The 24361-nt window shown below is 72.6% G+C and carries 23 protein-coding genes; 13 read left to right on the top strand and 10 right to left on the bottom strand.

Annotation, left to right across the window (positions count from 1 at the left end):
- Nucleotides 1-166: 166 nt before the first annotated feature.
- Together K7C20_RS08850 and K7C20_RS08855 are read right to left on the bottom strand one after the other, a co-directional pair.
- On the bottom strand, nt 167-1114 hold the full coding sequence (locus tag K7C20_RS08850; RefSeq protein ID WP_053209909.1) for an SCO1860 family LAETG-anchored protein: 948 nt from the start codon (nt 1112-1114) through the stop codon (nt 167-169).
- 313 nt (nt 1115-1427) lie between these two features.
- On the bottom strand, nt 1428-2519 hold the full coding sequence (locus tag K7C20_RS08855; RefSeq protein ID WP_030085040.1) for an amidohydrolase family protein: 1092 nt from the start codon (nt 2517-2519) through the stop codon (nt 1428-1430).
- Between the two features lie 586 nt (nt 2520-3105).
- Here K7C20_RS08855 and ectA point away from each other — a divergent pair.
- The 4 genes from ectA to thpD all read left to right on the top strand — a co-directional run bounded on the left by ectA (nt 3106) and on the right by thpD (nt 6539).
- Nucleotides 3106-3672 (top strand): diaminobutyrate acetyltransferase, encoded by a 567-nt coding sequence (gene ectA, locus K7C20_RS08860; RefSeq protein WP_030085042.1) that lies wholly within the window; start codon nt 3106-3108, stop codon nt 3670-3672.
- Between the two features lie 136 nt (nt 3673-3808).
- Nucleotides 3809-5077, top strand: coding sequence for a diaminobutyrate--2-oxoglutarate transaminase (gene ectB, locus K7C20_RS08865; protein ID WP_030085045.1), 1269 nt, complete (start codon nt 3809-3811; stop codon nt 5075-5077).
- A gap of 46 nt (nt 5078-5123) precedes the next feature.
- Nucleotides 5124-5540 carry an ectoine synthase gene (locus K7C20_RS08870; RefSeq protein WP_030085047.1) on the top strand — a complete coding sequence of 139 codons (417 nt, stop codon included), beginning with the start codon at nt 5124-5126 and terminating at the stop codon, nt 5538-5540.
- 99 nt (nt 5541-5639) lie between these two features.
- On the top strand, nt 5640-6539 hold the full coding sequence (thpD, locus tag K7C20_RS08875) for an ectoine hydroxylase (RefSeq protein ID WP_030085049.1): 900 nt from the start codon (nt 5640-5642) through the stop codon (nt 6537-6539).
- A 146-nt stretch (nt 6540-6685) separates the two neighbouring features.
- Here thpD and K7C20_RS08880 read toward each other — a convergent pair whose 3' ends face one another.
- The 3 genes from K7C20_RS08880 to K7C20_RS08890 all read right to left on the bottom strand — a co-directional run bounded on the left by K7C20_RS08880 (nt 6686) and on the right by K7C20_RS08890 (nt 9749).
- On the bottom strand, nt 6686-7756 hold the full coding sequence (locus K7C20_RS08880; RefSeq protein WP_030085051.1) for an alkene reductase: 1071 nt from the start codon (nt 7754-7756) through the stop codon (nt 6686-6688).
- Between the two features lie 112 nt (nt 7757-7868).
- Complete coding sequence (locus K7C20_RS08885; RefSeq protein ID WP_048829879.1) at nt 7869-8930, bottom strand: aminotransferase class V-fold PLP-dependent enzyme; 1062 nt, start codon at nt 8928-8930, stop codon at nt 7869-7871.
- 114 nt (nt 8931-9044) lie between these two features.
- Entirely contained in the window at nt 9045-9749 is a 705-nt protein-coding gene (locus K7C20_RS08890) for a DsbA family oxidoreductase (protein ID WP_030085055.1), read from the bottom strand.
- 322 nt (nt 9750-10071) lie between these two features.
- Here K7C20_RS08890 and K7C20_RS08895 point away from each other — a divergent pair, with 322 nt between their 5' ends.
- Nucleotides 10072-10761: a class I SAM-dependent methyltransferase gene (locus tag K7C20_RS08895; RefSeq protein ID WP_030085057.1), complete on the top strand. Its 690-nt coding sequence runs from the start codon at nt 10072-10074 to the stop codon at nt 10759-10761.
- Here K7C20_RS08895 and K7C20_RS08900 read toward each other — a convergent pair.
- Nucleotides 10703-11254, bottom strand: coding sequence for a GNAT family N-acetyltransferase (locus tag K7C20_RS08900; protein WP_030085059.1), 552 nt, complete (start codon nt 11252-11254; stop codon nt 10703-10705). The genes K7C20_RS08895 and K7C20_RS08900 overlap by 59 nt on opposite strands.
- 5 nt (nt 11255-11259) lie before the next feature.
- Nucleotides 11260-12801 carry an aldehyde dehydrogenase (NADP(+)) gene (locus tag K7C20_RS08905; protein ID WP_030085061.1) on the bottom strand — a complete coding sequence of 514 codons (1542 nt, stop codon included), beginning with the start codon at nt 12799-12801 and terminating at the stop codon, nt 11260-11262.
- 139 nt (nt 12802-12940) lie between these two features.
- Here K7C20_RS08905 and K7C20_RS08910 point away from each other — a divergent pair, with 139 nt between their 5' ends.
- The 4 genes from K7C20_RS08910 (at nt 12941) to K7C20_RS08925 (ending at nt 16209) form a co-directional block, all read left to right on the top strand.
- On the top strand, nt 12941-13711 hold the full coding sequence (locus tag K7C20_RS08910; RefSeq protein WP_030085063.1) for an IclR family transcriptional regulator: 771 nt from the start codon (nt 12941-12943) through the stop codon (nt 13709-13711).
- A 128-nt stretch (nt 13712-13839) separates the two neighbouring features.
- The gene (locus K7C20_RS08915; RefSeq protein ID WP_030085065.1) at nt 13840-14058 is read left to right on the top strand and encodes a hypothetical protein; all 219 of its coding nucleotides are present in this window, start codon (nt 13840-13842) and stop codon (nt 14056-14058) included.
- A 44-nt stretch (nt 14059-14102) separates the two neighbouring features.
- On the top strand, nt 14103-15284 hold the full coding sequence (locus K7C20_RS08920) for a sensor histidine kinase (RefSeq protein WP_053209910.1): 1182 nt from the start codon (nt 14103-14105) through the stop codon (nt 15282-15284).
- Nucleotides 15285-15498: 214 nt separating this feature from the next.
- A complete protein-coding gene (locus K7C20_RS08925) occupies nt 15499-16209 on the top strand; it encodes a response regulator transcription factor (protein WP_053209904.1) in 711 nt (236 codons plus the stop codon).
- Between the two features lie 115 nt (nt 16210-16324).
- On the opposite strand, the gene K7C20_RS08935 is transcribed toward K7C20_RS08925, so the two are convergent.
- Complete coding sequence (locus K7C20_RS08935; protein WP_053209905.1) at nt 16325-17800, bottom strand: hypothetical protein; 1476 nt, start codon at nt 17798-17800, stop codon at nt 16325-16327.
- On the bottom strand, nt 17800-18696 hold the full coding sequence (locus K7C20_RS08940) for a 5-dehydro-4-deoxyglucarate dehydratase (RefSeq protein WP_245171597.1): 897 nt from the start codon (nt 18694-18696) through the stop codon (nt 17800-17802). The genes K7C20_RS08935 and K7C20_RS08940 overlap by 1 nt, the downstream gene beginning before the upstream one ends.
- Nucleotides 18697-18984: 288 nt before the next feature.
- On the opposite strand from K7C20_RS08940, the gene K7C20_RS08945 reads away from it, so the two are divergent.
- The 4 genes from K7C20_RS08945 to K7C20_RS08960 all read left to right on the top strand — a co-directional run bounded on the left by K7C20_RS08945 (nt 18985) and on the right by K7C20_RS08960 (nt 22751).
- Nucleotides 18985-19803, top strand: a complete 819-nt coding sequence (locus K7C20_RS08945) for an NAD-dependent epimerase/dehydratase family protein (RefSeq protein ID WP_030085077.1) — start codon at nt 18985-18987, stop codon at nt 19801-19803.
- A gap of 129 nt (nt 19804-19932) precedes the next feature.
- Nucleotides 19933-20205 carry a GlsB/YeaQ/YmgE family stress response membrane protein gene (locus tag K7C20_RS08950; protein ID WP_030085079.1) on the top strand — a complete coding sequence of 91 codons (273 nt, stop codon included), beginning with the start codon at nt 19933-19935 and terminating at the stop codon, nt 20203-20205.
- A 76-nt stretch (nt 20206-20281) separates the two neighbouring features.
- The gene (locus K7C20_RS08955; protein ID WP_222892711.1) at nt 20282-21547 is read left to right on the top strand and encodes a TerD family protein; all 1266 of its coding nucleotides are present in this window, start codon (nt 20282-20284) and stop codon (nt 21545-21547) included.
- A gap of 328 nt (nt 21548-21875) precedes the next feature.
- Nucleotides 21876-22751, top strand: coding sequence for a class I SAM-dependent methyltransferase (locus K7C20_RS08960; RefSeq protein ID WP_053210596.1), 876 nt, complete (start codon nt 21876-21878; stop codon nt 22749-22751).
- A gap of 66 nt (nt 22752-22817) precedes the next feature.
- Here the strand turns inward: K7C20_RS08960 and K7C20_RS08965 are convergent, their stop codons facing one another.
- Nucleotides 22818-24269: an alkaline phosphatase PhoX gene (locus K7C20_RS08965; protein WP_053210597.1), complete on the bottom strand. Its 1452-nt coding sequence runs from the start codon at nt 24267-24269 to the stop codon at nt 22818-22820.
- Between the last annotated feature and the right edge of the window lie 92 nt (nt 24270-24361).

Consider the following 24361-nt stretch of genomic DNA (forward strand, 5'->3'; position numbering starts at 1 on the left):
GGCAAAGGCCCCTTACGGGCAGACCTCGCCGGGGCCCTGACACACCACGCATGGGGCCCCGGCGAGGGTGAGGTGCGCCGTACGGGCCGCTCGGGCCGTACGGCGCACCTCGGGCCGTACACCGCGCGCGACGCCCCCACAGCACCGGCGCGGTGTACGGGGTCCGTCAGCCGTTGCCGCCCTGCGCGGCGCCACGGCGCCGGCGGGCGAAGCCGACCGCTCCGGCGCCCACGGCGACGAGCAGGGCCGCGCCCCCGGCGAGATACGGGGTGGCCGAACTGCCGCCGGTCTCCGCGAGGTTCTGGGTGCTGGGCCGCGAGCCCGTCTGCGTCACCTCGGTGCCCTTGCCGCCGGCCGGCTTGGTGCCGCCGCTCTGGCCGCCGTCGTGCTGCTCGGGCGCCTTGACACCCGGCGCGGTGCAGGCGGCACGGGCCAGCGTGACCCGGCCCTGCACGTCGGCGACGTTCAGCTTCAGCGGGTTGAGGGAGACCTTCAGGTCGAGCGCGGTGGCCGCGGCGCTCTTGGACAGGACGTTCTTCTTGGACAGGTCGAGCCGCACCTCGCCCACGCCCGGCACCTTGACGTCCGTCGTACCGCCCGCCGTGAGCGTGACCCGCTTGCCCAGGACGAGGACGCTGCCCAGCACATTCGACTCGGCCCGGGGCCGCTTGCCCGCCTCGCACACCGCCTTGGCGGTCACCTGCCGGACCTCGATCAGGGACAGCAGCGGCAGACCGGGCAGATGCACCTTCGCCTTCACGAGGTTCGCGTAGCCCTCGGTGCCGTGGCGGTCGGTGGTGGCCCGTGCGGTGGCGGCGTCGGCGCGCAGCACGCTGAAGGGCTTGCCGTGGTTGATGCCGTCGAGGCTGACGGTGAGCGCGGTCTTGTCCGCCGAGGCCGGGGCGTGCACCTCGTTCAGGACGGCGTTCAGCGGGACGTCGAGCGTCTTGTTGAGCAGCCCGACGTTCAGGCCGGTGCGCAGCACGACCGCGTCGGCGGTGCCGCGGGCCGGGCCGTGGTCTCCGGTGGCATGCGCGGGAACGGCGCCGAGCAGGAGGGCGGAGCCGGCCGTCAGTGCGGTGGCGACGAAGGTCGCGGCGAGGCGCCGGGGCATGCCGAAGGAGCAGGTGGGACTGGTGGACACGAGTGTGGAACCCTCACAGGAGAAATGGAGCCGCCGGCCGCGCCAATGGGGGACATCACGCGGGCCGACGACCTCGACCCGCACATCGTGTCCGCACAGAGGGTGAACGGGCAGCCACGTGACGTCAGTTCACCCCAATGGGTGGTTTCCGGGTATTTATTCGATTCCTGTGGCACGGGGCACCACCCACGCCACAGCGGCCCCACCGCTCGGGTGACCCCGGTTGACCGGGCGGGATTCCCCGGGTCCCCCCATCGGGGCGGCCCGGGAAACCGGCTGCCGGCTACCCCACGACCTGCCCGCGCAGCACCACCCGCCGCGGCGCGGCCAGCACCCGCACGTCCACGCGCGGATCACTCTCGTAGACCACCAGGTCCGCCGGGGCGCCCTCGGTGAGGCCGGGGCGGCCGAGCCAGTCCCTGGCACCCCAGGTGGTGGCGGAGAGCGCCGCCACGGCGGACAGGCCGGCCTTGGTCAGCTCGGCGACCTCCTCGGCGACCAGACCGTGGGCGAGCGAGCCGCCGGCGTCCGTACCGGCGAAGACGGGCACACCCGCGTCATAGGCGGCCCGCACGGTGTCGTAGCGGCGCGCATGGAGGCGTTTCATGTGGTCCGCCCAGCGCGGGAACTTCCCCGCACCGGCGTCCGCGAGCCGCGGGAACGTGGCGATGTTGACGAGCGTGGGGACGATGGCGACGCCACGCTCCGCGAACAGCGGGATGGTCTCCTCGGTGAGCCCGGTGGCGTGCTCGATGCAGTCGATCCCGGCCTCGACGAGCGGGGCGAGGGAGTCCTCCGCGAAGCAGTGGGCGGTCACCCGCGCTCCCAGCCGGTGGGCCTCGGCGATGGCCGCCTCGACCGCACCCCGGGGCCAGCAGGCCTCCAGATCGCCCGTGGAGCGGTCGATCCAGTCGCCGACGAGCTTGACCCAGCCGTCACCGCGGCGGGCCTCCTGGGCGACATAGGCGACCAGGTCCTCGGGCTCGATCTCGTGCGCGTAGTTGCGGATGTAGCGTTTCGTACGGGCGATGTGACGGCCGGCGCGGATGATCCGCGGCAGATCCTCCCGGTCGTCGATCCAGCGGGTGTCGGAGGGTGAGCCCGCGTCGCGGATCAGCAGCGTACCGGCGTCACGGTCGGTGAGCGCCTGTTTCTCGCTGGTGGGGGCGTCCACCGGGCCGTGTGCGTCCAGGCCCACGTGGCAGTGGGCGTCGACCAGGCCCGGCAGCGCCCAGCCCGTCACTGTCATGGCATCCCGTGCCATGGCCGGCCGGTCGAAGGTGACCCGGCCGCCGACGACCCACAGCTCGTCGCGCACGTCGTCCGGCCCGACGAGGACCCTCCCCTTGAGGTGCAGCACCGCACCTTCACTCATGGACGTCATACAGGCACTGTAAGCGGCGTCACCCAGCGTGCGGACGCGGCGGTCGCACACCCTGCGCGACCACAACACCCCGCCGTTTCCCGGAAACCCGCGCGCTGCCCGCGCTATTCACCCCGGTCGCTCTCCGTATCGCTTCCGTAGTTCTGCGTACGGCTCTGCGTACGGCTCTGCGTACGTTCTCCGCAGACTTCGGGACATTGCCTCGCTCATGTTCTTGCGGGCCTTGCCATGGGCTTGCCGCGCAGGTTTCGATGGGCCTTACGCCAAGCCTTCCGGGGGCGAATTCCCAATTCCTTGCGCGTACAGCTTCCCGTATTCTTCTGCCCGCTTTTCCGCACCTCAAACGCCAAGATTTTGCTAGTGGCAAGTTCCGTAATTCGGACGGATCTCGTAGGCGTTACGGAGCTGTGACCGACTACACAACGTGTCCGTTTCGCCCCGAACATCCAGGTCAAATCAGGGCATCCCGCGGTGGCATCGCGCGTCCGGGCGCCCCCGCGCGATAACACATCTTCGCCGCTTACGTAACCCCTGCCCGCGATGCAATTTCGCTTTTCCCTGGGTAAATTTAATTTCTATGACCGCCGCACAAGCAGACCATGCAGGTGCCCGAAGCGATATCAGAGAATTTCCGGAGGGCTTCAAGCTCGACACCCCACGCGTGGAGGACGGAGCCGCGATCTGGCGTATCGCCCGCGACTCGAAGGCACTGGACCTCAACTCCTCCTACAGCTACCTCCTGTGGTGTCGCGACTTCGCCGCCACCTCCGTAGTCGCCCGCGACACGGAGGGCGAGCCGGCCGCCTTCGTCACCGGATACATCCGCCCCGAGTGCCCGGACACGCTCGTCGTCTGGCAGGTTGCCGTCGACGACGCGCACCGTGGCCAGGGGCTGGCGGCCGCACTCCTGGACGGGCTCACCGCCCGTGCCGTGGACGAGCTGGGCGCGCGTTTCGTCGAGACCACCATCACCCCGGACAACGCCGCATCCAACCGGTTGTTCGCGTCCTTCGCCGAGCGGCACTCAGTGCCCCTCAAGCGCGAGGTGCTCTTCGACGCAGGGCTGTTCCCGGAGCAGGGCCACGAGCCGGAGGTGCTGCACCTCATCGGCCCGTTCGAGCCACCAGCCCGCCCGGAGCACTGACGCTCCCAGGGCCGCACGGCCACCGCGCCGCAGCGGCCATGCGGGACCCGGCACCACACCCGTGACACCGCCGGCAACCGCCCAGCCCCCAAAGACTTCCTGATCCTTTTCGCCACTCATCTCCCAGGAGCATGCTGTGACCATCACCCAGCCCGATCTGAGCGTCTTCGAGACCGTGGAGTCCGAGGTCCGCAGCTACTGCCGCAGCTGGCCCACGGTCTTCGACCGCGCGCAGGGCAGCCGCATGACCGACGAGGACGGCCACACCTACCTCGACTTCTTCGCCGGGGCCGGGTCGCTCAACTACGGCCACAACAACCCGACGCTCAAACGCGCCCTGATCGACTACATCGAGCGGGACGGCGTCACCCACGGCCTGGACATGTCCACCACGGCCAAGCGGGCGTTCCTGGAGTCGTTCCAGAACATCATCCTGCGGCCGCGTGACCTGCCCTACAAGGTCATGTTCCCGGGCCCGACGGGCGCCAACTCGGTCGAGGCCGCGCTCAAGCTGGCCCGTAAGGTCAAGGGCCGCGAGTCGATCGTGTCCTTCACCAACGCCTTCCACGGCATGTCGCTGGGCGCGCTCGCCGTCACCGGTAACTCCATGAAGCGGGCCGGTGCCGGTATCCCGCTGGTGCACGGCACCCCGATGCCGTTCGACAACTACCTCGAGGGCACCTACCCGGACTTCCTGTGGTTCGAGCGGCTGCTGGAGGACCAGGGCTCCGGCCTCAACACCCCCGCCGCCGTGATCGTCGAAACGGTCCAGGGCGAGGGCGGCATCAACGTCGCCCGTCCCGAGTGGCTGCGCGCGCTCGCCGACCTGTGCGAGCGCTGGGACATGCTGCTCATCGTCGACGACATCCAGATGGGTTGCGGCCGTACGGGTGCCTTCTTCTCCTTCGAGGAGGCGGGCATCGTGCCGGACATCGTCACCGTCTCGAAGTCCATCAGCGGCTACGGCCTGCCGCTCGCGCTCACCCTGTTCAAGCCTGAGCTGGACATCTGGGAGCCGGGCGAGCACAACGGCACCTTCCGCGGCAACAACCCGGCGTTCGTCACCGCCGCCGCCGCGCTGGACACCTACTGGGCCGACGGCCAGATGGAGAAGCAGACTCTCGCCCGCGGTGAGATCGTCGAAGCACACCTGAAGGCCATCGTCGAGGAGCACCCGCAGGCCATCGCCGAGTACCGCGGCCGCGGTCTGGTGTGGGGCCTGGAGTGCATCGACAAGCCGCTGGCCAACAAGATCGCCAAGCGCGCCTACGAGCTGGGTCTGCTGATCGAGACCTCCGGCCCGGAAAGCGAGGTCGTCAAGCTGCTGCCCGCACTGACGACCACACCCGAGGAGCTGGACGAGGGCCTGCGCGTCCTCGCCCGCGCGGTCCGCGACTGCGCCTGACCACTCCAGAGCTCCTTACCGTTCCACAGAAAGGCACCGAGTCACCGTGATCGTCCGATCCTTCAAGGACATCGAAGGCACCGACCGCCACGTCAAGGCCAAGTCCGGCACCTGGGAGAGCAAGCGCATCGTGCTCGCCAAGGAGCGCGTCGGCTTCTCGCTGCACGAGACCACCCTGTACGCCGGTACGGAGACGTCGATGTGGTACGCGAACCACATCGAAGCCGTACTCTGCGTAGAGGGCGAGGCCGAGCTCACGAACGACGAGAACGGCGAGAAGCACCTCATCACGCCGGGCACGATGTACCTCCTCGACGGGCACGAGAAGCACACCATGCGGATCAAGAAGGACTTCCGCTGCGTCTGCGTCTTCAACCCGCCGGTCACCGGCCGCGAGGACCACGACGAGAACGGGGTCTACCCGCTGCTCACCGAGCCCGAGTCGGAGCCCGAGACGGTCTGAGGCGTCGGCATCGCCCGCCTCCCCCGTCCGGCAGCTGAGGAAGGCACGCCCACACGCACGAAAGTAAGAGCCCGTACGAGAGGAGAGGAAGGCAACACCATGACCACCGCACCCGAGCGCACCGCCGACCTGTACCCGACCCGTGGGACCGCTGAGGTCATCACCCCGCGGAAGGACCCGGTGGTGTGGTCGCAGCCCGGAACGGCCGGCCCGTTCGCGCCGTCCGAGCTGAGCGACTTCGAACGCGACGGCTTTTTCGCCATCGGGGAACTGCTCACGGCGGAAGAAGTCGCGGTGTACCGCGCCGAACTGGACCGTCTCGTCCTCGACCCGACGATGCGCGCCGACCCGCGCTCCATCGTCGAGCCGAAGTCGCAGGACGTACGGACGGTGTTCGAGGTGCACAAGATCAGCGAGGTGTTCGCCAAGCTGGTCGCCGACCCGCGTGTGGTCGGGCGTGCCCGGCAGATCCTCGGCTCGGACGTCTATGTCCACCAGTCGCGGATCAATGTGAAGCCCGGGTTCGGTGCCTCTGGCTTCTACTGGCACTCGGACTTCGAGACCTGGCACGCCGAGGACGGTCTGCCGAACATGCGCACCGTGTCGGTCTCGATCGCGCTGACGCAGAACTACGACACCAACGGCGGCTTGATGATCATGCCCGGCTCGCACCAGCACTTCGTGGGCTGTGAGGGCGCGACGCCGAAGGACAACTACAAGCGGTCGCTCCAGATGCAGGACGCGGGCATCCCGTCGGACGAGGTGCTGACGAAGATGGCGGACAAGCACAGCATCCGGCTCTTCACCGGCCAGGCCGGCTCGGCGACCTGGTTCGACTGCAATGCGATGCACGGTTCGGGTGACAACATCACGCCGTACCCGCGCAGCAATGTCTTCATCGTCTTCAACAGCGTGGACAACGAAGCGGTGGAGCCGTTCGCGGCGCCGGTCCGGCGCCCGGAGTACATCGGAGCCCGGGACTTCACGCCGGTGAAGTAGTCACGGCGAAGCACGGGTGGCGCGGCTGCCGCACAGCAGGGTCTGTGCGGCGGCCGCGCTGTGGTGTGACCGGCGGCCGGACGGGCGGGCGGCTGGACGGGCGGGTCGCTCGTACGGGCCGCCCCGCCCCTCCGGCCGGTGGTTCCTCAGGCGTCCAGCGCCGGGTAGTCGAGGTAGCCGGTGTCGTCGCCGCCGTAGAAGCCCGCCCGGTCCGGGGTGTTGAAGGGGCCGCCGCGCGCGAGCCGCCGGGGCAGGTCGGGGTTGGCGAGGAACTGCCGGCCGAAGGCCAGCAGATCGGCCGTACCGTCCTCGATCAGCGGCAGGTCCTCAAGGCCGGCGGGGCGCCCGCCGTCGGCCGGATTGAGCAGGAAGGTGCCGGTGAAGTGCCCCCGCAGCCGGGCGATCAGCTCGTGGTCGGGGACGTCGCACAAGTGCAGGTAGGCAAGCCCGATGGGTTCGACGGCCTGGAGCAGCGCGGTGTAGAGCGGCTCGGGGGCGGGCTCCTCGATGCCGTTGAAGGGGTTGCCCGGGGAGAGCCGCAGGCCGGTGCGGTGCGCGCCGACCGCGTCGGCCACCGCCCGGGTGACCTCGACCGCGAACCGGATCCGGCCCTCGGTCGAGCCGCCCCAGTCGTCGGTGCGCAGATTGCTGTTGGGGGCCAGGAACTGGTGGACGAGGTAGCCGTTGGCGCCGTGGATCTCCACCCCGTCGAAGCCCGCCTCGACGGCGTTGCGGGCGGCGGCCGCGAACTCCGCCACGGTCGTGCGGATTTCGGCGTCGGTGAGCTCGTGCGGGGTGACGCAGTCCGCCATGCCGTCCTCGGTGAAGACCTGGCAGGCCGCGGCCACCGGGGACGGGCCGACCGGTATCAGCCCGTCCGGCAGCAGCACCGGGTGGCCGATCCGGCCGCCGTGCCACAGCTGCGCGAAGATCCGGCCACCGGCGGCGTGCACCGCGTCGGTCACCCGGCGCCAGCCCGCGATCTGCTCGGACGTGTGCAGGCCGGGGGTGAAGGGGTAGCCCTGGCCCACCACGCAGGTCTGGCTGGCCTCGGTGATGATCAGCCCGGCCGAGGCGCGCTGGGTGTAGTACGTGACCATCGAGTCGGTCGGCACCCCGCCGCCCTCGGTTGCCCGGTTGCGCGTCATGGGGGCCATGACGATGCGGTTGGCGAGCGGGGTACCGGCGAGGTCTACGGGGTCGAACGCGGTGGTCACTGAGGGCCTCTCAACTACATCTCGGGAAATGGTCGTTGCCCATTACATCAGTTGCCTCGACGCCCCGCGCCCCGCCCCGCATTCCCCGCCTCCGCCCGGTATTCGACAGGCCCTAGCCCAGCAGGTCCAGCAGCCGGTCCACGTCGTCCGTCGAGTTGTAGAGGTGGAAGGCCGCGCGGAGCAGCCCGCCGCGCACCGAGATCCGCACGCCCGCCTCGGTCAGCCGGTGCTCCGCGTCCGCGACCCCGGGGGTGGAGACGATCGCCGAGCCGGGCGCGGGGCGGGGTGTCAGACCGCGCTCGGCCAGCCCCGCGCGATAGTGGTCGGCGAGCGCGGTGTTGTGGGCGTGGACGGTCTCCACGCCCAGCTCCCCGAGGAGGCCGAGGGACTGCTCGGCGCCCACGTAGGAGTAGTGGGCGTGTGGTTCGTCGAAGCGGCGGGCGGTGGCCGCCGGCTGGATCAGCCCGTAGTTGGACTCGCCGATGTCCTCCCCGGCGACCCAGCCCGCATGGAGTGCGGCCGGCCACTCCTCGCCCCGCCCGTACTCCCCGCCGAAGGCCATGAAGGTCGTCCCGCGCGGGCACAGCAGCCACTTGAAGGCCCCGGCGACGACGAAGTCGAAGTCGGCGGCGCGCAGCGGCAGCCAGCCGGCGGCCTGGGTGATGTCGAGGTAGGTGCGCGCCCCGTGGGCCGCCGCGGCCTCGCGGACCGCCGCCATATCGGCGATCCGGCCGTCCAGTGACTGCACGGCGCTGAAGGCGACCAGCGCGGTGCCGGGGCGCACCGCATCGGCGAGCGCCTCCAGCGGCACGGTGCGCAGCTTGATCCCCGGGTGGGCGGCGAGCGGATTGACCAGGGAGCTGAAGTCGCCCTCAGGAGCGAGCACTTCGGCGCCCGCCGGGAGCGAGGCGGCGACGAAAGCGGACTGCACCGCGACCGAGCTGCCGACGGCGACCCGTTCGGCGGGGACGTCCAGCAGCCGGGCGAAGGCGGCACGGGAGGCCGTGGCGGCAGCGAGGTAGTCGCGGCCCATCGTGCCGTGGGAGGCGGACTCCTCGATGGCCGCGCGCAGGGCGTCGGCGCTGCGCCGTGGAAGGAGTCCGCTGGAGGCGGAGTTCAGATAGGTCGTCTCGGGCGCGAATTCGGCCCCGCCGAGTGGCTCACGTCGATACATGCCCCCACTGTGCTCGGCGACCGGCCCCGCGTCCATGGCGAATCTGCTGGGCCGGGCCGCAATCGTTCCTTATCGGCGCAGGTCACGTGGGGTGCCGGCAGGGCCGGCCCGGGCTCACTTCCCGGGCACGGCGCAGCCGTCGTCCCCGCACACCGCGGCCTCGCCGGCCGCCGGGATCGGCACCACACCGTCGGCGTGCGCGCGCTCCAGGGCCTGCCGGAAGACCTCGGCGGGCTGGCCGCCGGAGATGCCGTAGCGGCGGTCGATGACGAAGAACGGCACACCGGTGGCGCCCAGCTCCGCGGCCTCGCGCTCGTCGGCGCGCACCTCCTGTGCGTACGCCTCAGGGTCGGCGAGCACCCGGTCGGCCTCCTCGGCGGGCAGCCCCGCGCCGACGGCGGTCCCGCGGAGCACGGCGGGGTCGCCGAGCGTCCTGGCCTCGGCGAAGTTGGCACGGTAGAAGGCGTCGAGCAGGGCGTCCTGGACGCCGTGCGCCCGCGCGGCGTGCAGCAGCCGGTGCAGGTCGAAGGTGTTGCCGTGGATCCGGTCGGAGCGGTAGTCCAGCCCCTCCCCCGCCGCCGCATCGGCCACCCTGGCCTCCATCGCCTCGGCCTGCTCGCGGCTCACCCCGTACTTCGTGGCGAGCATGTCGAGCACCGGGATGTCGGTGGCGGCCGGCGCCTTCGGGTCCAGCTCGAAGGAGCGGTGCACCACCTCGACACCGTCGCGGTGCGCGAAGGCGGCGAGCCCGGCCTCGAAGCGGGCCTTGCCGATGTAGCACCAGGGGCAGGCGATGTCGGACCAGATTTCGACGCGCATGAGCTGACTTTCCTCGTCGTGAAGGTGTCCCGGTGCAACCTCGGGTGACGGCGGGCTATTCCCCTCGAACGCCACGGACGAGGAGCGTGCCGATGCGCCGCTTCCCCTCAGCCGGGGCCGGGAGCACCGCGGCCACCGGGGTGGGTTGCAGCTCTGGCAGCGAAAGGGAGACCGCTGCGCCGGCCGCGCCCCCGGGTGCCCCCGCATTGCGTCCGGCCATGTGCTCCGCCTCTCCCTGGCCCCGCCCTGGCCCAGTACAGCACCCCGCCCGAGTGACCCGGCAACTCAGGATGGCGGGCTGTCCGGTGGGTACGGTCCGGGCATGACCTCGTCACAGGGATTTCTCGGCTTCTGGGAGACGACCGGGTCCGCCAAGACCTTCACCCATCCACTCGATCCGGCGCTGCTGGATGCCTACGTACCGCGGGGCGCGCGGGTTCTGGACTACGGCTGCGGCTACGGGCGGCTGACCGCCGAGCTGGCCGGGCTCGGGTACGGCGCGGTGCGCGGGGTGGATGTCTCGGCGGCGCTGATCGCGCGGGGGCGGCGGGAGCATCCGGGGCTGGAGCTGATGCGGTGCCCCGGGTTGCCGCTGCCGTTCGAGGACGGCGCCTTCGACGCGGCGCTGTTGTTCGCGGTGCTCACCTGCGTTCCCGGGGACGCGGACCAGACGGCGATCGTCGGGGAGCTGGGCCGGCTGGTGCGGCCCGGCGGGGTGCTGTATCTGAGCGATGTGCCGTTGCAGAACGATGCGCTCAACCGCGAGCGGTATGCGCGGTTCGCGGAGCGCTACGGGACGTACGGGGTGTTCGAGACGCCCGATGGCGGGGTGTTCCGGCACCATCCGCCGGAGCGGCTGCGGGGGCTGCTGCGGGAGGCGGGCTTCTCGGTGCAAAAGGAACGGGTCGGTGTGGTGGGCACGCTGGACGGGCGGACCGCGGAGCGGCTTCAGCTCATCGCCCGCAGGGAGCCGGCGGCGCCTCAGCCGCCGCCAGGTCCAGCGTCAGGGTGAGGTGGGTGGCGTCGGGGGCGGGACGGCGTTCCGGGTCGGGGCGCCAGCCCAGGGCGTCGTAGAAGGCACGGGCGCGGTGGTTGTGCCAGCGGACGTCGAGGACCGCCCGGGAGAAACCGGCCGTGCGCCAGGCCCGCAGACAGGCGGTGTGCAGGGCGCTGCCGATGCCGGTGCCCCAGTGGTGGGGGTCGACATGGAGCTGGTGGAGCGTGACGGCCGGCCGGCGGTGCCCGGCACGGCTCCGGTACGAGGCCGCGCCGACGACCGTGCCGTGCCGTGCGGCGCAGAGCGCGGGGGTGTCGTCCCGCTCCAGGACGCGCGACCAGGCCTCGTGCTCGCGGGCGTGCTCGGCCGGGACGTCGAAGGGCGTGTCCGGGAACCGCGCACGGTGCGAGGCGGCACGGGCGCCGGTGTGCAGGGCGGCGATCGCCGCCAGGTCCGCGCGGGTTGCCGCACGGACCTGGACGGCGGCGTCGTGGGTGGTGGGGTGCACAGGTGCTAGGCGCCCTCGGGCCGGCCGTCGACCCGGCGTGGCAGGCCGAGCGGGTTGTCCTCGCGCAGCTCGGGCGGCAGCAGCGCGGGCGGGGTGTCCTGGTAGGCGACCGGGCGCAGCCAGCGTTCGACGGCGGTGCCGCCGACGGAGGTGGAGGTGGACGTCGTGGCCGGGTAGGGGCCGCCGTGGTGCTGGGCGGGGGCGACCGCGACACCGGTCGGCCAGCCGTTGACGACCACCCGTCCGGCGAGCGGGGTGACCTCGGCCAGCAGCCGGGCGCCTCGGCCGTCCTCGTCGGTACCGGCGCCCTCCGCGGCACCGAGGTGCAGGGTCGCGGAGAGGTTGCCGGGCAGCCGGGCGAGGACGGCGCCGATCTCGGCCTCGTCGGTGTAGCGGGCGACGACGGTGACCGGGCCGAAGCACTCCTCCAGCAGGAGGTCGTGCGGCCCTTCGGCGGCGAGGCGGGCGGCGGGGACGGCGAGGAAGCCGGCGCTGACGGTGTGCTCGCTGCCCGCGCCCGGCGTCACCGGCGCCTCGACGTCGGGGAGGGCGGCGCGGGTACGGACCCCGTCGAGGAACGCCTCCCGCATCCGGTGGTCGAGCAGCACCCCGGCCTCGGTGTCGCTGACCGCGTCGGTCAGCGACTTCAGCAGCCGGTCGCCGCCGGCGCCCGCGGGCGCCAGGACCAGGCCCGGCTTGACGCAGAACTGGCCGACGCCGAGCGTCATCGCACCGCCCAGTCCGGCGCCGATCTGCTCGGCGCGCTCCCCGGCCGCGGCCTCGGTGACCACGACGGGGTTGAGGCTGCCCAGCTCGCCGTGGAAGGGGATGGGGTGCGGGCGGGCCGCGGCCGCGTCGTACAGGGCGCGGCCGCCGCGCACCGAGCCGGTGAACCCGGCCGCGGTGATCAGTGGGTGGCGCACCAGGTCGATACCGGCCTGGAAGCCGTGGACCAGGCTCAGCACGCCCTCCGGCAGGCCGACCTCGGCGGCGGCACGACGCAGCAGTGCGGCGCACAGCTCGGAGGTGGCCGGGTGGTCCGGGTGTGCCTTGACCACGACGGGGCAGCCGGCCGCGAGGGCGCTGGCGGTGTCGCCGCCCGGCACCGAGAAGGCGAGCGGGAAGTTGCTGGCGGAGTAGACCGCGACGGGGCCCAGCGGGATCTTGTAACGGCGCAGGTCGGGGCGGGGCGGAGCGAGGCCGGGGTCGGCGTGGTCGATCCGCACGTCGAGGAACGCGCCCTCCTGCACGAGGTCGGCGAAGGCCCGCAACTGGTAGGTGGTGCGGCCGAGTTCGCCGGTGAGCCGGCCGGGACCGAGCGCGGTCTCGGCGTCGGCGGCCTCGATGACCGCCTCGCCCGCCTCGTCGAGCAGATCGGCGGCGCGGCGCAACAGGGCGGTGCGTACGGCACGGTCGGCGAGCGTGCCGCGGGCGGCGTGTGCCGCGCGGACCACGGTGTCCACCTCGTCGGCTGTGGCCTCCACCGCAACCTGTTCCCGCTGCTTCCCGGTTCGGGGGTCGACACTCCAGACTGGTGCTGCTGCCACCGTGCATTCCTTCCGGGCGATGCCTGCCGGGTCGTTCCGAGTCCTGCCGCACCTCGGAGCGCGTTCGATATGCTGAACGTTGTCCCAGATAGTGAACAACTGGGACTCTATGGCTGTCCGAACAGAGGGGTCAAGGGCGATGTCAGCTGCCGAGACCGGTGGATCTCAGGTCAAGTCCGCGGTGCGGACGGTGGAATTGCTCGAGTACTTCGCGGGCCGTCCCGGTATGCACAGTCTGGCCTCCGTCCAGGAAGCGGTCGGCTACCCGAAATCCAGCCTCTACATGCTGCTGCGCACCCTGGTCGACCTGGGCTGGGTCGAGACCGACGCCACGGGCACCCGCTACGGTATCGGCGTCCGCGCGCTCCTGGTCGGCACGTCCTACATCGACGGCGACGAGGTGGTGGCCGCGGCCCGGCCGACGCTGGACCGGCTCTCCGACGACACCACCGAGACCATCCACCTCGCCCGTCTGGACGGCACCAACGTCGTCTACCTCGCCACCCGCCAGTCGCAGCACTATCTGCGGCCCTTCACCCGCGTCGGCCGGCGGCTGCCCGCGCACTCCACCTCGCTGGGCAAGGCGCTGCTCGCCACGTACACCGACGACCAGGTGCGGGCGATGCTGCCGCCGACCCTCACGCAGCTGACCGAGCACACCCTCACCGACCGCGAGCAGCTCATCGAGGAGCTGCATGCGGTGCGCGAGCAGGGTTATGCGGTCGACCGCGAGGAGAACACCCTGGGCCTGCGCTGCTTCGGCGTCGCGATCCCTTATCGCACCCCGGCACGGGACGCGATCAGCTGCTCGGTGCCGGTGGCCCGGCTGACCCCGGCCCATGAGCAGATGATCAAGGACACCCTCTTCGACGCCCGCGACCGGCTGACGCTGGCCACCCGGCGACTGTGAGACACCTCCGCCGGTCCGGCTGAGTGTCCCCCCGTCGGTCCGGCTGAGCGTCCCCTCCCCCGTACGGCGGAGGGGGATCGTCGCCGGGGCCGAGGCGCGCAGGGACGGCCGCCGGAAGGCTGGCCGCCATGAGCCAGCAGACCGGCCCTCCCGCCACACTGACCGCCACCGCAACCGCAACCGCAACCGCAACCGACCCGAAGCTGCCCACACCGCTGATGAGCCTCACTTACGCTGCCCAGATGATCGTCGGGACGATGGTGGTCGCGGCCGGGACCGGGGCCGGGGCCGGGGCGCATTTCTTCGCCGAATTCTTCGCCGAACGCGAGGCCGTCAGGTGCGACTGACGGGCCGGCGCTGGGTCCATCTGGTGCTGGGCGGCGCGCTGTTGATGCCGTTCTTCCTGCTGGCATCGGTGGCTCTCCCGTTCTTCGCGGACGGTGCCGATCCGCTGCGCCAAGTGGGCTGGCAGTTCGTCGCGTTCGGCTGTGCGCTGCCACCGGCCGCCCTGGCCGCACTGCTCTTCCCGCTGCTGCGGCCGCTGGAGGTGGCCGCCGTGCGGTCGCTGTGCGGAGTGCCCGCGGAGCGGCTGGCCGAGGGACCCGCCGTCTCGTGGGCGGCCCGGCGGCGTACGGCACTGTGGTTCGTGGCGCACCTGCTGGCCGGGGGGATCGTCAGCGGGATGACGCTGTCCGCGCCGCCGGCCGCGGTCCTGCTGCTGTTGCTGCCGTTCTCCGACTCGTTGCGGCACACCGCGCCGGGGTGGCCGAACGCCTTCCACGGCGTACTGGGGCCGCTCGCCGGGCTCGCGCTGCTGGCCCTGGTGACCGGCACCGCCTGGGGGGCCGGTGCCCTGCTGGGCCGCTGGGCCCCGGTGCTGCTGGGGCCGACACCCGCCGACCGGCTGGCCGCCGCCGAACGCCGGGCGGCCGATCTGGCGTCCCGCAACCGCCTGGCCCGCGAACTGCACGATGCCGTCGGACATGCGCTGAGCGCGGTCACCCTCCAGGCGAGCGCGGCCCGCCGGGTCCTGGACGCGGACCCGGAGTTCGCCCGCCAGGCACTCGCCGCCATCGAGGAGACCACCCGCGAGGCGGTCGCCGAACTGGACACCGTACTGGGCCTGTTGCGCGAGGAGGACGGCGCCGATCCGGCCGCGCCCGCACCGACCCTGGACGGCCTGGAGGCCCTGCTCGGCCGGACCCGGGCGGCGGGCGTGGCGGTGGAGGCGACGGTCGAGGGGCCGTGCGCGACGCTGGCGCCGGTGGTCTCGCGGGAGGCCTACCGGATCGTGCAGGAAGGCCTCAGCAACGCCCTGCGGCATGCCGGGCCGGTGCCGGTCCGGCTCCATCTCCAGGTGGAAGAAGGGGAGTTGACGATCCGGCTGGAGAATCCGGTGACCGGTACGGCGGGCGGCTCCCCCGCGGCGGCGGCCCGTTCGGGCGGGGGCCGCGGGCTGCGGGGGATCGCCGAACGGGCACGGCTGCTGGGCGGCGAGGCGACGGCCGCGGCCGATGACGGCGTGTGGCGGCTGACGGTCCGGTTGCCGCCCGGGGGAACGACGGCGCGATGAGGGGGGCGACGAGCACTGCGATGAGCGCGGCGGAGAGCGCGGCGATGAGCACGGCGATGAGCGCGGCGATGAGCGCGGCGACGGGTGGCACAGGACGGAAACCCGGGACAGGGTGACAGGTGACAGGGTGACCCGAGACCGGGTGAACGGGGGCAGGGTGAGCGGGGACAGGGTGAGCGGAGACCGGGTGAGCGGAGACCGGGTGAGCGGGGGCATGACCACGAAGCAGGACGACGAGCACCGGACCCACGACGGGGAGGCCCCGCGCTCCCTGCGCATCGTGCTCGCCGACGACGAACGGATGGTACGCACCGCGCTGCGCGTGATCCTGGGCGCCGAGGCGGACATGGAGGTCGTCGGCGAGGCGTCGACCGGGGCCGAGGCGGTGCCGCTGATCCGTGAACTGCGCCCGGACATCGTGCTGATGGACGTCCGGATGCCGGAGATCGACGGGATCCGCGCGACCGAGCAGGTGCTCGCCGGGATGGACGAGCCGCCGCGCATCATCGTGGTGACGACCTTCGAGAACGATGCCTACGTCTATGACGCGCTGCGGGCCGGCGCCAGCGGGTTCCTGCTCAAGCGGTCCGGCGCGGAGGACCTGATCCAGGCCGTACGACTGGTGGCGCGCAGCGACTCGCTGCTGTTCCCGGCGGCGGTGCGCCGGCTGGCCGCCCGGCACGCCGGGGAGCGGGCCGCGGCGGACGCGGCCCGGAGCCTGCGGGCCCGGCTGTCCGAACGGGAGCGTGCGGTACTGCGGCTGATGACGGCCGGGCTGACCAACGCCGAGATCGCGGAGCGGCTGGGGGTGGGTCCGGCCACGGTCAAGACGCATGTGGCGGGGGTGCTGGCCAAGCTCGGGGTGCGGGACCGTACCCAGGCGGTGATCGCCGCGTACGAGTGCGGGTTCGTCCGGCCGGGGTGAGCGCCGGGGAGCGCCGGGGAGCGCCGGGGCGGTTCCGTACACGGGGCGGTCCCGTACGGGGTGACCCGTACGGGGCCGCCGGGCCCCCGGGTTCCGGTCTGCCCGTCGGGGCGGGTCAGCAGGCGGTCCGCTTCCCGGAGTTGTCCCCGATCTCGCGCAGCGCGTCCCCTACGGCCGCCAGATCGCGGTCGCTCGCCAGGCCCGCGTGGTAGAGCCGCAGTTCCGTCGCGCCCAGCGCGGCGGCGTGCGCGGCGTCGGCGGCGAGGGTGCCGGGGCTGCCGCCCAGGCCGGACACCACGGTGAAATTGGCAGCGATCGTCGAGGCGGAGGTCCCGGCGGTCGCGGCGCCCTCGGCCGTCGCGGCGCCCCCAGCCGTCACGGAGGCCCCGGCCGTCGGGGAGCCCCCGGCCGTCACGGAGGCCCCGGCGGTCGTGGAGGCCCCAGCGGTCGCGGCGCCCCCAGCCGTCACGGAGGCCCCGGCCGTCACCGCGCCCGCGCCCCCGGCCGTCACGGAGCCCCCCGCCCGGCGGTCGGCAACCCCGCCCCGGCGGTCGGCACCCCCAGCCCGGCGGTCGGCGAACGGGCCGAGTACGTCCGCGCGGGCGGCGGCGTCGCCGGTGCACGGCAGCACCACTCCGTCGGCGTGCGCCAGTACGTCCGCCGGGTCGACACCGACGTTGGCGCCACAGCGGTGTGCGGCGGGGTCGGCGTGCAGCAGCACCCGGAACCTGCCCTCCGCGGCGTCCCGTACCGCACGGACCGCCGCGCGCTGCAACGTTCGGGCGGCCCCGTCCCGCCAGCTGCGCAGCAGCCCCGCGAGCTCCGCGCCGAGCAGCTCCTCGACCGCGGCCCACTCCCCCTCCCGGCCCCCCTGCCCCTCCCGGCCCCCCGTTCCGGCCCGGCCGGCGGACCACTGCGGCTCCAGGGCCCGCACCACGGCGGCCCGTACCTCCTGTGCGGGCATGCCCAGTCGGGCGTACCCCGCGGCGCACACCGTGCAGAAGCACACCGACATCAGATACTGCGCGGCGCCGGTCAGCGGCACTCCGCCGGTCTTGTCGTGGGCGTGCAGATGGGCCAGTCCGTACCAGCCGCAGGACTCCAGCTCGGTGCCCAGAGCGCCGGGCCGTACGGCCGCCTCGGCCGCCAGGTCGACGAGGTACTCGCGCACCTCGGGCCGGGCGATGCACGGCGCCCACGGGTACGGGTCGTCGTAGGCGTTGTGTACGACGGCGTCCGGATGCTCCGCGCCCAGGTGGGAGTTGTGCGCCAGGACGACCCAGGTGTGCACCTCCAGACCGGCGCCGGCCAGCGCCCGCGCGGCCGCGCCGAACGGGTCCGGTCCGGCCGTCCAGTCCTGGGTGGCGGGGCGCAGCGCCCGGCCGGCCCAGCGGGCGGGGTCCGGTGGATACAGGACGGCGGCGTGCCGGGCGGTGACGATGCGGTGGCGGGGGTGGCGCGGGGTGAGGGCGCGGGTGGAGTGATAGGCGGAGGCCAGGGTGACCTGCTGGATGCCGAGGCCGGCGAGGCGGTCCGCGGCGGCCGGGTCGCCGACCACGTCCCAGGGGTAGAGGAACGCGGCGGTGCGCATCAGACGCCGGTCCCCGGCCCGTCCGCGACCAGAGCCAGGCCCTGTTCGATCAGCCCGGCCAGCTCCTCGACGTGCGCGGGGGCCGGTTCACTGAGCGGCGGCCGGACCTCGCCGACCTCCAGGCCGCGCAGCCGTACGCCCGCCTTGACCAGCGAAACGGCATAGCCGCGGCCCTGGTTGCGCAGTTCGACCAGCGGCCGGTAGAAGCCGTCCGTCAGCCGCTGGACGGTGTGGTCGTCGCCGCGGCTCAGCGCCCGGTGGAAGGCGAGGGCGATCTCGGGGGCGAAGGCGAAGACGGCGGAGGAGTAGAGGCGGACGCCCAGGCCCAGGTAGGCGGGGCCGGTGAGTTCGGCGGTGGGCAGCCCGTTGAAGTAGAGGAAGTCCTCGTCGGGGGACTCGGTGCGGACGGTGCTGATGATGCGCTGGAGCAGATCCAGGTCGCCCACGCCGTCCTTGAGGCCGATGATGCCCTCGGTCCGGGCCAGGGCGGCGACGGTGGCCGGTGTGAAGACGGCGTTGTCACGCTGGTAGACGATGACGGGGAGCGGGGAGGCGGCGGCGAGTTCGGTGTAGTGCCGCAGCAGTCCCTGCTGGTCGGCGACGACGAGGTAGGGCGGCAGGGCGAGCAGGCCGTCGGCGCCCGCGTCGTGGGCGAGACGGGCGAACCGGGCGGCGAGCGCGGTGCCGTAGCCCGCACCGGCGACGACCGGCACCCGGCCATCGGCCTCCTCGACCGCGGCCGCGACGCAGTCGGTGAACTCCTCGGGGGTGAGCGCATGGAATTCGCCGGTGCCGCAGCAGGCGAAGACGGCGGCCGCGCCCGCGTCGATGCCGGCGCGTACATGGGCGCGGAAGGCCGCCAGGTCCAGGGTGCCGTCCGGCGCGAACGCAGTCACGGGGAAGAACAGCAGTCCATCGAGGCGGTCGGCGAGCGGAGATTCTGGGGTCACGGGCTCTCCCTGGCATGCATGTGCATGTCTCTGATCAGCGTCCACGTTTCTGAACATGGCCACGCTAGAGTAGCCGTCCTGGACCGGTCAAGGGTCCACAACTGCCGTGCCGCAAGCGGATTTACCGGGCCCGTCAAGCGCCTTGACCGGCCAAGATCCGTCTCTCTCGCGTGTCCACACATATGAATGCTCCGCGCATACAGCCTTGGAGTTCAGCCGGAGGAGTAACCGCCCATGACCGCACCCCGCACCGTCCTGCTCACCGGCGCCGCCGGCGGACTCGGCACCCTGATGCGCGAACTGCTGCCGCCCTACGGGTACCGGCTGCGCCTCTTCGACCAGCGACCCGTCGACACCACGGCGGGCGAACCGGACGCGATCACCGCCGAGCTGGCCGACACGGAGGCGCTGCGCGCGGCGGTGCGCGGGGTCGATGCGATCATCCATCTCGCCGGTATCTCCCTGGAGGCCGACTTCGCGCAGATCCTGCGCGCCAACATCGAGGGCACGTACCACCTGTACGAGGCGGCGCGCGAGGCAGGCGTCCGCCGGGTCGTCTTCGCCTCCTCCAACCACGCCGTCGGCTTCACCCCGCGTCCCCCGGACGGCTCCGGCGCCATCCCCGTCGGCACACCCCGCCGTCCCGACACCTACTACGGGCTGTCCAAGGGGTTCGGCGAGGATCTCGCCTCGCTGTACTGGGATCTGCACGGCATCGAGACCGTCTCGGTCCGCATCGGCTCCTGCTTCCCCGAGCCGGCCTCGGTCCGGATGCTGTCCATCTGGCTGAGCCCGGCCGACTGCGCACGGCTGCTGCACGCCGCGCTCACCGCGCCGGACGTAGGCCACACCGTCGTCTACGGCTCCTCCGCCAACACCCGCCTGTGGTGGGACCTGTCGACCGCCCGCGCCCTGGGGTACGAGCCTCAGGACGACTCCGAGCCGTATGCGGCAGCGCTGCTCGCCGCGCAGGGCGCACTGGACCCCGGCAACCCCGAACACGAGCATCTCGGCGGCGCCTTCTGCACCGACCCGCCCCGGTGGCCGCACTGACGGGACCGCCCTGGTGGCTGCCCCCGCGGCCGTAAGGGGCGTGGCTCCCGCCACGCCGCGGAACCCCCGCCGCCCGGCCGGCGTCCTGCTCTGTGTACCCACCTACCGCGCAGGAACGAGGAACGCATCATGGGCATCGTCAGCTGGCTCGTACTCGGGCTGATCGCGGGCATCATCGCGAAGGTCCTGCTGCCGGGACGGGACCCGGGCGGCATCGTCGGCACGACCCTGATCGGCATCGTGGGGTCCTTCATCGGCGGCTGGCTCTCCACCAAAATCCTGCACCGCCCGATCCCGAAGGACTTCGGCGAACCCTCCATGTGGGTCGCCTCCATCGCCGGCGCCCTGGTCCTGCTGATCGCCTACCGGCTGCTCTTCGGCAACTCCCGCGAACGCCGGTGACCGGGCCGGGCGGCCAAGAGGCCACAGGTAATGGAACCGCAAAGGCGAGCCGATCGTTGAGCCCGGCATGACCGCTATGACTCCTGGCTCGAACCTCCCGCTCAGCGCCGTGCGGGTGGCGGTGGACGTCACCGCCCCCGTGCGGCTGGACGTATCGGGCCTGCTGCTCGCCGCCAACGGCAAAGTGCGCTCCGACGACGACTTCGTGTTCTACAACCAGCCCAGCGGACCGGGCGTGACGCACTCCGCGGCGGCCGGAGGAGGTGGCGACACCATCACGGTGGACACCGCCGCGGTCCCCGACGGCATCGAGAAGATCGTGGTCACCGCGAGTCCGGACGCCCCCGGCGCGACCTTCGCCGGCACGGAACCGACCGGCACGGTCCGTAACGCCGACGACGGCAGCGTCATCGCCACCTTCACCCCGCCGCAGCTCGGCACCGAGACCGCGCTGGTGGTCGTCGAGATCTACCGCCGCAACGGCGCCTGGAAGGTCCGCGCGGTCGGCCAGGGCTACGCCAACGGCCTGGCGGGGATCGCCACCGACTTCGGCGTCAGCGTGGAGGAGCCGGCCGCCCCCGCCGCCGCCCCGCAGGCACCCCCCGCTCCCCCGGCCCCGCAGGCACCCCCCGCTCCCCCGGCCCCGCAGGCTCCCCCGGCCCCCGCCGGCCAGTGGGGACCGCCCGCCGGCGCACCGGCCCCGGTCGCCGCGCCGCCAGCACCGGCCGCACCGGCCGCGGCCGCCGCCCCGGCCCCCGGTTCCGGCAAGATCAACCTCGACAAGGGCCGTGTCAGCCTCCAGAAGAACCAGACCGTCTCGCTGGTCAAGGGCGGCGCTCCGCTGCTCAGCTCGGTCAAGATGGGCCTCGGCTGGGAGCCCGCCTTCCGCGGCAAGAGCATCGACCTGGACGCCTCGGTCATCGCCTACGGCCCGGACCGCAAGAAGGTCGACAACTGCTTCTTCGGCAAGCTGACGATCCTGGGCGGCGCGATCCAGCACTCCGGCGACAACCTCACCGGCGAGGGCGCCGGCGACGACGAGGCGATCACCGTCCACCTCGGCGGGCTGCCCCCGGAGGTGACGGGCCTGGTCTTCGTCGTGAACTCCTTCACCGGCCAGAAGTTCTCCGACGTCGCCAAGGCGTACTGCCGCCTGCTGGACGCCCAGAGCGGCGAGGAGCTGGTCCGCTTCGACCTCACCCACGCGGAGCCGCGCACGGGCGTGATGATGGCCAAGCTCATCCGCCAGTTCTCCGGCGAGTGGGAAATGACCGCGCTCGGCGAGTTCGTCGACTCCCGCACGGTACGCGGCATGGTCAAACCGGCCGCAAAGGCCCTGTGAGCCACTGACGCCCGCGTCCCTGACGGCCCCTCGGGCCCGTCAGGGGCGGGCCGTGGCCGCGCGGCGACGGGCCCCCACCCACGGATCGTCCCACCGCCGCCTCAGGTCCACGGTGTCCCGCAGCGCCGCCCCGCCGGACGGCCTGCCCTGGTGCGGGAACGGTCCAGGACCGAAAATTGTGTCGTCCGTATCCGTCGAGCTCCACTGCCTCTCCTCCCCCGTCCGCCCGCCCCCGCCGTTCCCCCTCTCCGCCACGCCCTTCAGCCCCGCCCCGGCACGGCCCAGCCCGTCGCGGCGCATCCCCCACGGCACGCACGAGGAGCGTTCGATGACGCAGCAGCCGCCGCCGGCCGGCCCCGCGGACCCCCCGGACGGCCCAGCGCCCCCGGACCTCCCCGACCGGGTGGTGAGGATCTACGGCGAGCTCGACCTCAGCACCGTCCCCGCCTTCGCCGGCGGCTTCATCAATTTCGGCTACTGGTCGGGCCTGCCCGGCCCCGCGGACCGGCTGCTGACCGAGTCCGACCGGGTGCGCAGCGAAGAGGATCTCTACCGTCTGGTGCTCGGCACCTTCGACCGGCCGCAGGGCCGCACCGCCCTGGACGTCGGCTGCGGGCGCGGGCTGGGCTGTGCGCTGGCGCTGCGGGAATTCGGCCTGGGGACGGTCATCGGGCTGGATGCGCACCCCGACCAGATCGCCCGTGCCCGGGAGGCGAACGCGGCGCTGCTCACCGCATCGGAGAAGAGCTCCGGGCGGCTGGAGTTCGTCCAGGGCGCGGCCCAGCGCATCCCGCTCCCCGACGGCGGTGTCGACTGCCTCTTCTCCGTCGAGGCGGCGCAGCACTTCCGCGATCTGGCCGGTTTCGCCCGGGAGGCGGCGCGGGTGCTGCGCCCCGGCGGCCGGCTGGCGCTGACGACCTTCTTCGCCCGCACGCGGTCGGCCGCCCGGGAGCTGCCCGCGCTGCTGCCCCCGTACGCCGACGGCCTGGACGTCCCGCATGTGGTGGACGAGGTCGCCGGGACGCTGACCGCGGCGGGTCTGCGCGAGGTCCGGGTGCAGTCGGTCGGCGACGGGGTCTGGGAGTACTACGACCGCTACATGGCCCAGCAGCCGGACCTCCGCGACGACTGGCCGCGCCGCTATCTGACGGCATATGAGACCGGGCTGCTGGACTACTACCTGCTGACGGCAGGAGCGGGCTGAGGCACCCGCCCCGCCGCCGGGGTACGGCTACTTCCGACGTCTACATCTGACGGCTATATCTGGCGGCTACTTCTGACGGCGCTGCCGCTTCCAGGGTCCGGTGATGGCCAGCATGATGCCGGGCTCCTGGATGTTGGCGAACAGCGTCCGCCCGTCCGGGGAGAACACCGGCCCGGTGAACTCGCTGAACTCCGGCTCGTCCGCGGTGCCGATGTTGAGCTCGTTGCGGGCGACCGGGTAGGTCCGTCCGTCGTCGGTGGCCCCGAAGAGGTGCTGTACGCCCTCGCCGTCCTCGGCGATGATCAGTCCGCCGTAGGGCGAGACGGTGATGTTGTCGGGGCCGTCCAGCGCACCGTCCTTCGACGGGTCCTGGTTGACGCCCAGCAGCACCTTCAGGGTCAGGGTCCGCCGCCGCGGGTCGTAGAACCAGACCTGCCCGTCGTGCTGGACCGGGCTCTCGTCCCGGGCGTACGAGGACACGACGTACGCGCCGCCGTCCGCCCACCACAGGCCCTCCAGCTTGCGGGCGCGGGTGACTTGACCGTCCTTGAACTGCTTGCGCACCGAGACCTTGCGGGCGTCGCGGTCGGGGACCTCGACCCAGTCGACGCCGTAGACGGTGCCGGCCTTGGTGGCGCGCGAGAGGTCGTCGACGAACCGGCCGCCGGAGTCGAAGCACTTGAAGGCCTCGAGCACGCCCGCGTCATCGGCCAGCGTGCGCAGCTGCCCGCGGCCGTGCCGGAATCCGTGCGGCGGGGTCCAGCGGTAGAACAGGCCGTTGGGGGTGTCGGCGTCCTCGGTCAGGAAGAGGTGGCCGCGCTTGGGGTCGACGACCACCGCCTCGTGGGCGTAGCGCCCCAGCGCCTTGACGGGCTTGGGGTCGCGGCCGGCCCGCAGGTCGTGCGGGTCGACCTCGAAGGCATAACCGTGGTCCTTGGTCATGCCGTGCTGGCCGGCCTTGTCCTCGTTCTCCTCGCAGGTGAGCCAGGTGCCCCACGGGGTGGTGCCGCCCGCGCAGTTGGTGGACGTACCGGCGATACCGACCCGCTCACCGACCGGGGTGCCGTCCTTGGCGACCTCGACGACGGTGCAGCCGCCGGCCGCCGCCGGGTCGTAGACGAGCCCCTCGGCCAGCGGCACCGGGTGCGGCCAGTCGGCGCGCGGGCCCTTCAGCTCGTGGTTGTTGACGAGGAGGGTGGTGCCGCGGTGGCCCTCGAAGGTGCCGGTGCCGTCGTGGTTGGAGGGGGTGGACTCACCGCTGTCGAGCGTGGTGACCCCGGTCCGGGTGATGATCTTGTACGAGAACCCTGCGGGCAGCGCGAGGATGCCGTCCGGGTCCGGGACCAGCGGGCCGTAGCCGATGCCGTGGCCGTCCGCCGCACCGTCCCGGCCGGCGTCCGGCGCCTCCTCGGCGAGGGCTCCGGGCGCGGTGGCCAGCACCCCGACGCTGCCGGCCAGCGTGACGCCCGCGCCGGCGAGGGCGGAACGCTTGGCGAAGTCTCTGCGGGTGAGCGGCATGGTCATCTCCTGGAGGGCCGGTTTCTTCTCCCCTGTGCCTGCGTCGCACACGCTCTCGTGCGTCGTCGAACTCCAGTTGAACGCGGCGCGAC

Origin of the sequence: Streptomyces decoyicus, assembly GCF_019880305.1 — a bacterium.
In the GTDB taxonomy this organism is placed as follows: domain Bacteria; phylum Actinomycetota; class Actinomycetes; order Streptomycetales; family Streptomycetaceae; genus Streptomyces; species Streptomyces decoyicus.

What these genes read in the sequence shown, in the direction of transcription:
- K7C20_RS08935 (WP_053209905.1), bottom strand. Translation starts at nt 17,800, where the DNA reads ATGCGCACCGCCGCGTTCCTCTACCCCTGGGACGTGGTCGGCGACCCG.
- K7C20_RS08925 (WP_053209904.1), top strand. Translation starts at nt 15,499, where the DNA reads ATGACCACGAAGCAGGACGACGAGCACCGGACCCACGACGGGGAGGCC.
- K7C20_RS08890 (WP_030085055.1), bottom strand. Translation starts at nt 9,749, where the DNA reads ATGCGCGTCGAAATCTGGTCCGACATCGCCTGCCCCTGGTGCTACATC.
- K7C20_RS08850 (WP_053209909.1), bottom strand. Translation starts at nt 1,114, where the DNA reads ATGCCCCGGCGCCTCGCCGCGACCTTCGTCGCCACCGCACTGACGGCC.
- K7C20_RS08960 (WP_053210596.1), top strand. Translation starts at nt 21,876, where the DNA reads ATGACGCAGCAGCCGCCGCCGGCCGGCCCCGCGGACCCCCCGGACGGC.
- K7C20_RS08885 (WP_048829879.1), bottom strand. Translation starts at nt 8,930, where the DNA reads ATGTATCGACGTGAGCCACTCGGCGGGGCCGAATTCGCGCCCGAGACG.
- K7C20_RS08945 (WP_030085077.1), top strand. Translation starts at nt 18,985, where the DNA reads ATGACCGCACCCCGCACCGTCCTGCTCACCGGCGCCGCCGGCGGACTC.
- thpD (WP_030085049.1), top strand. Translation starts at nt 5,640, where the DNA reads ATGACCACCGCACCCGAGCGCACCGCCGACCTGTACCCGACCCGTGGG.
- ectA (WP_030085042.1), top strand. Translation starts at nt 3,106, where the DNA reads ATGACCGCCGCACAAGCAGACCATGCAGGTGCCCGAAGCGATATCAGA.
- K7C20_RS08950 (WP_030085079.1), top strand. Translation starts at nt 19,933, where the DNA reads ATGGGCATCGTCAGCTGGCTCGTACTCGGGCTGATCGCGGGCATCATC.
- K7C20_RS08910 (WP_030085063.1), top strand. Translation starts at nt 12,941, where the DNA reads ATGTCAGCTGCCGAGACCGGTGGATCTCAGGTCAAGTCCGCGGTGCGG.
- K7C20_RS08855 (WP_030085040.1), bottom strand. Translation starts at nt 2,519, where the DNA reads ATGAGTGAAGGTGCGGTGCTGCACCTCAAGGGGAGGGTCCTCGTCGGG.
- K7C20_RS08915 (WP_030085065.1), top strand. Translation starts at nt 13,840, where the DNA reads ATGAGCCAGCAGACCGGCCCTCCCGCCACACTGACCGCCACCGCAACC.
- K7C20_RS08965 (WP_053210597.1), bottom strand. Translation starts at nt 24,269, where the DNA reads ATGCCGCTCACCCGCAGAGACTTCGCCAAGCGTTCCGCCCTCGCCGGC.
- K7C20_RS08920 (WP_053209910.1), top strand. Translation starts at nt 14,103, where the DNA reads ATGCCGTTCTTCCTGCTGGCATCGGTGGCTCTCCCGTTCTTCGCGGAC.
- K7C20_RS08895 (WP_030085057.1), top strand. Translation starts at nt 10,072, where the DNA reads ATGACCTCGTCACAGGGATTTCTCGGCTTCTGGGAGACGACCGGGTCC.
- K7C20_RS08955 (WP_222892711.1), top strand. Translation starts at nt 20,282, where the DNA reads ATGACTCCTGGCTCGAACCTCCCGCTCAGCGCCGTGCGGGTGGCGGTG.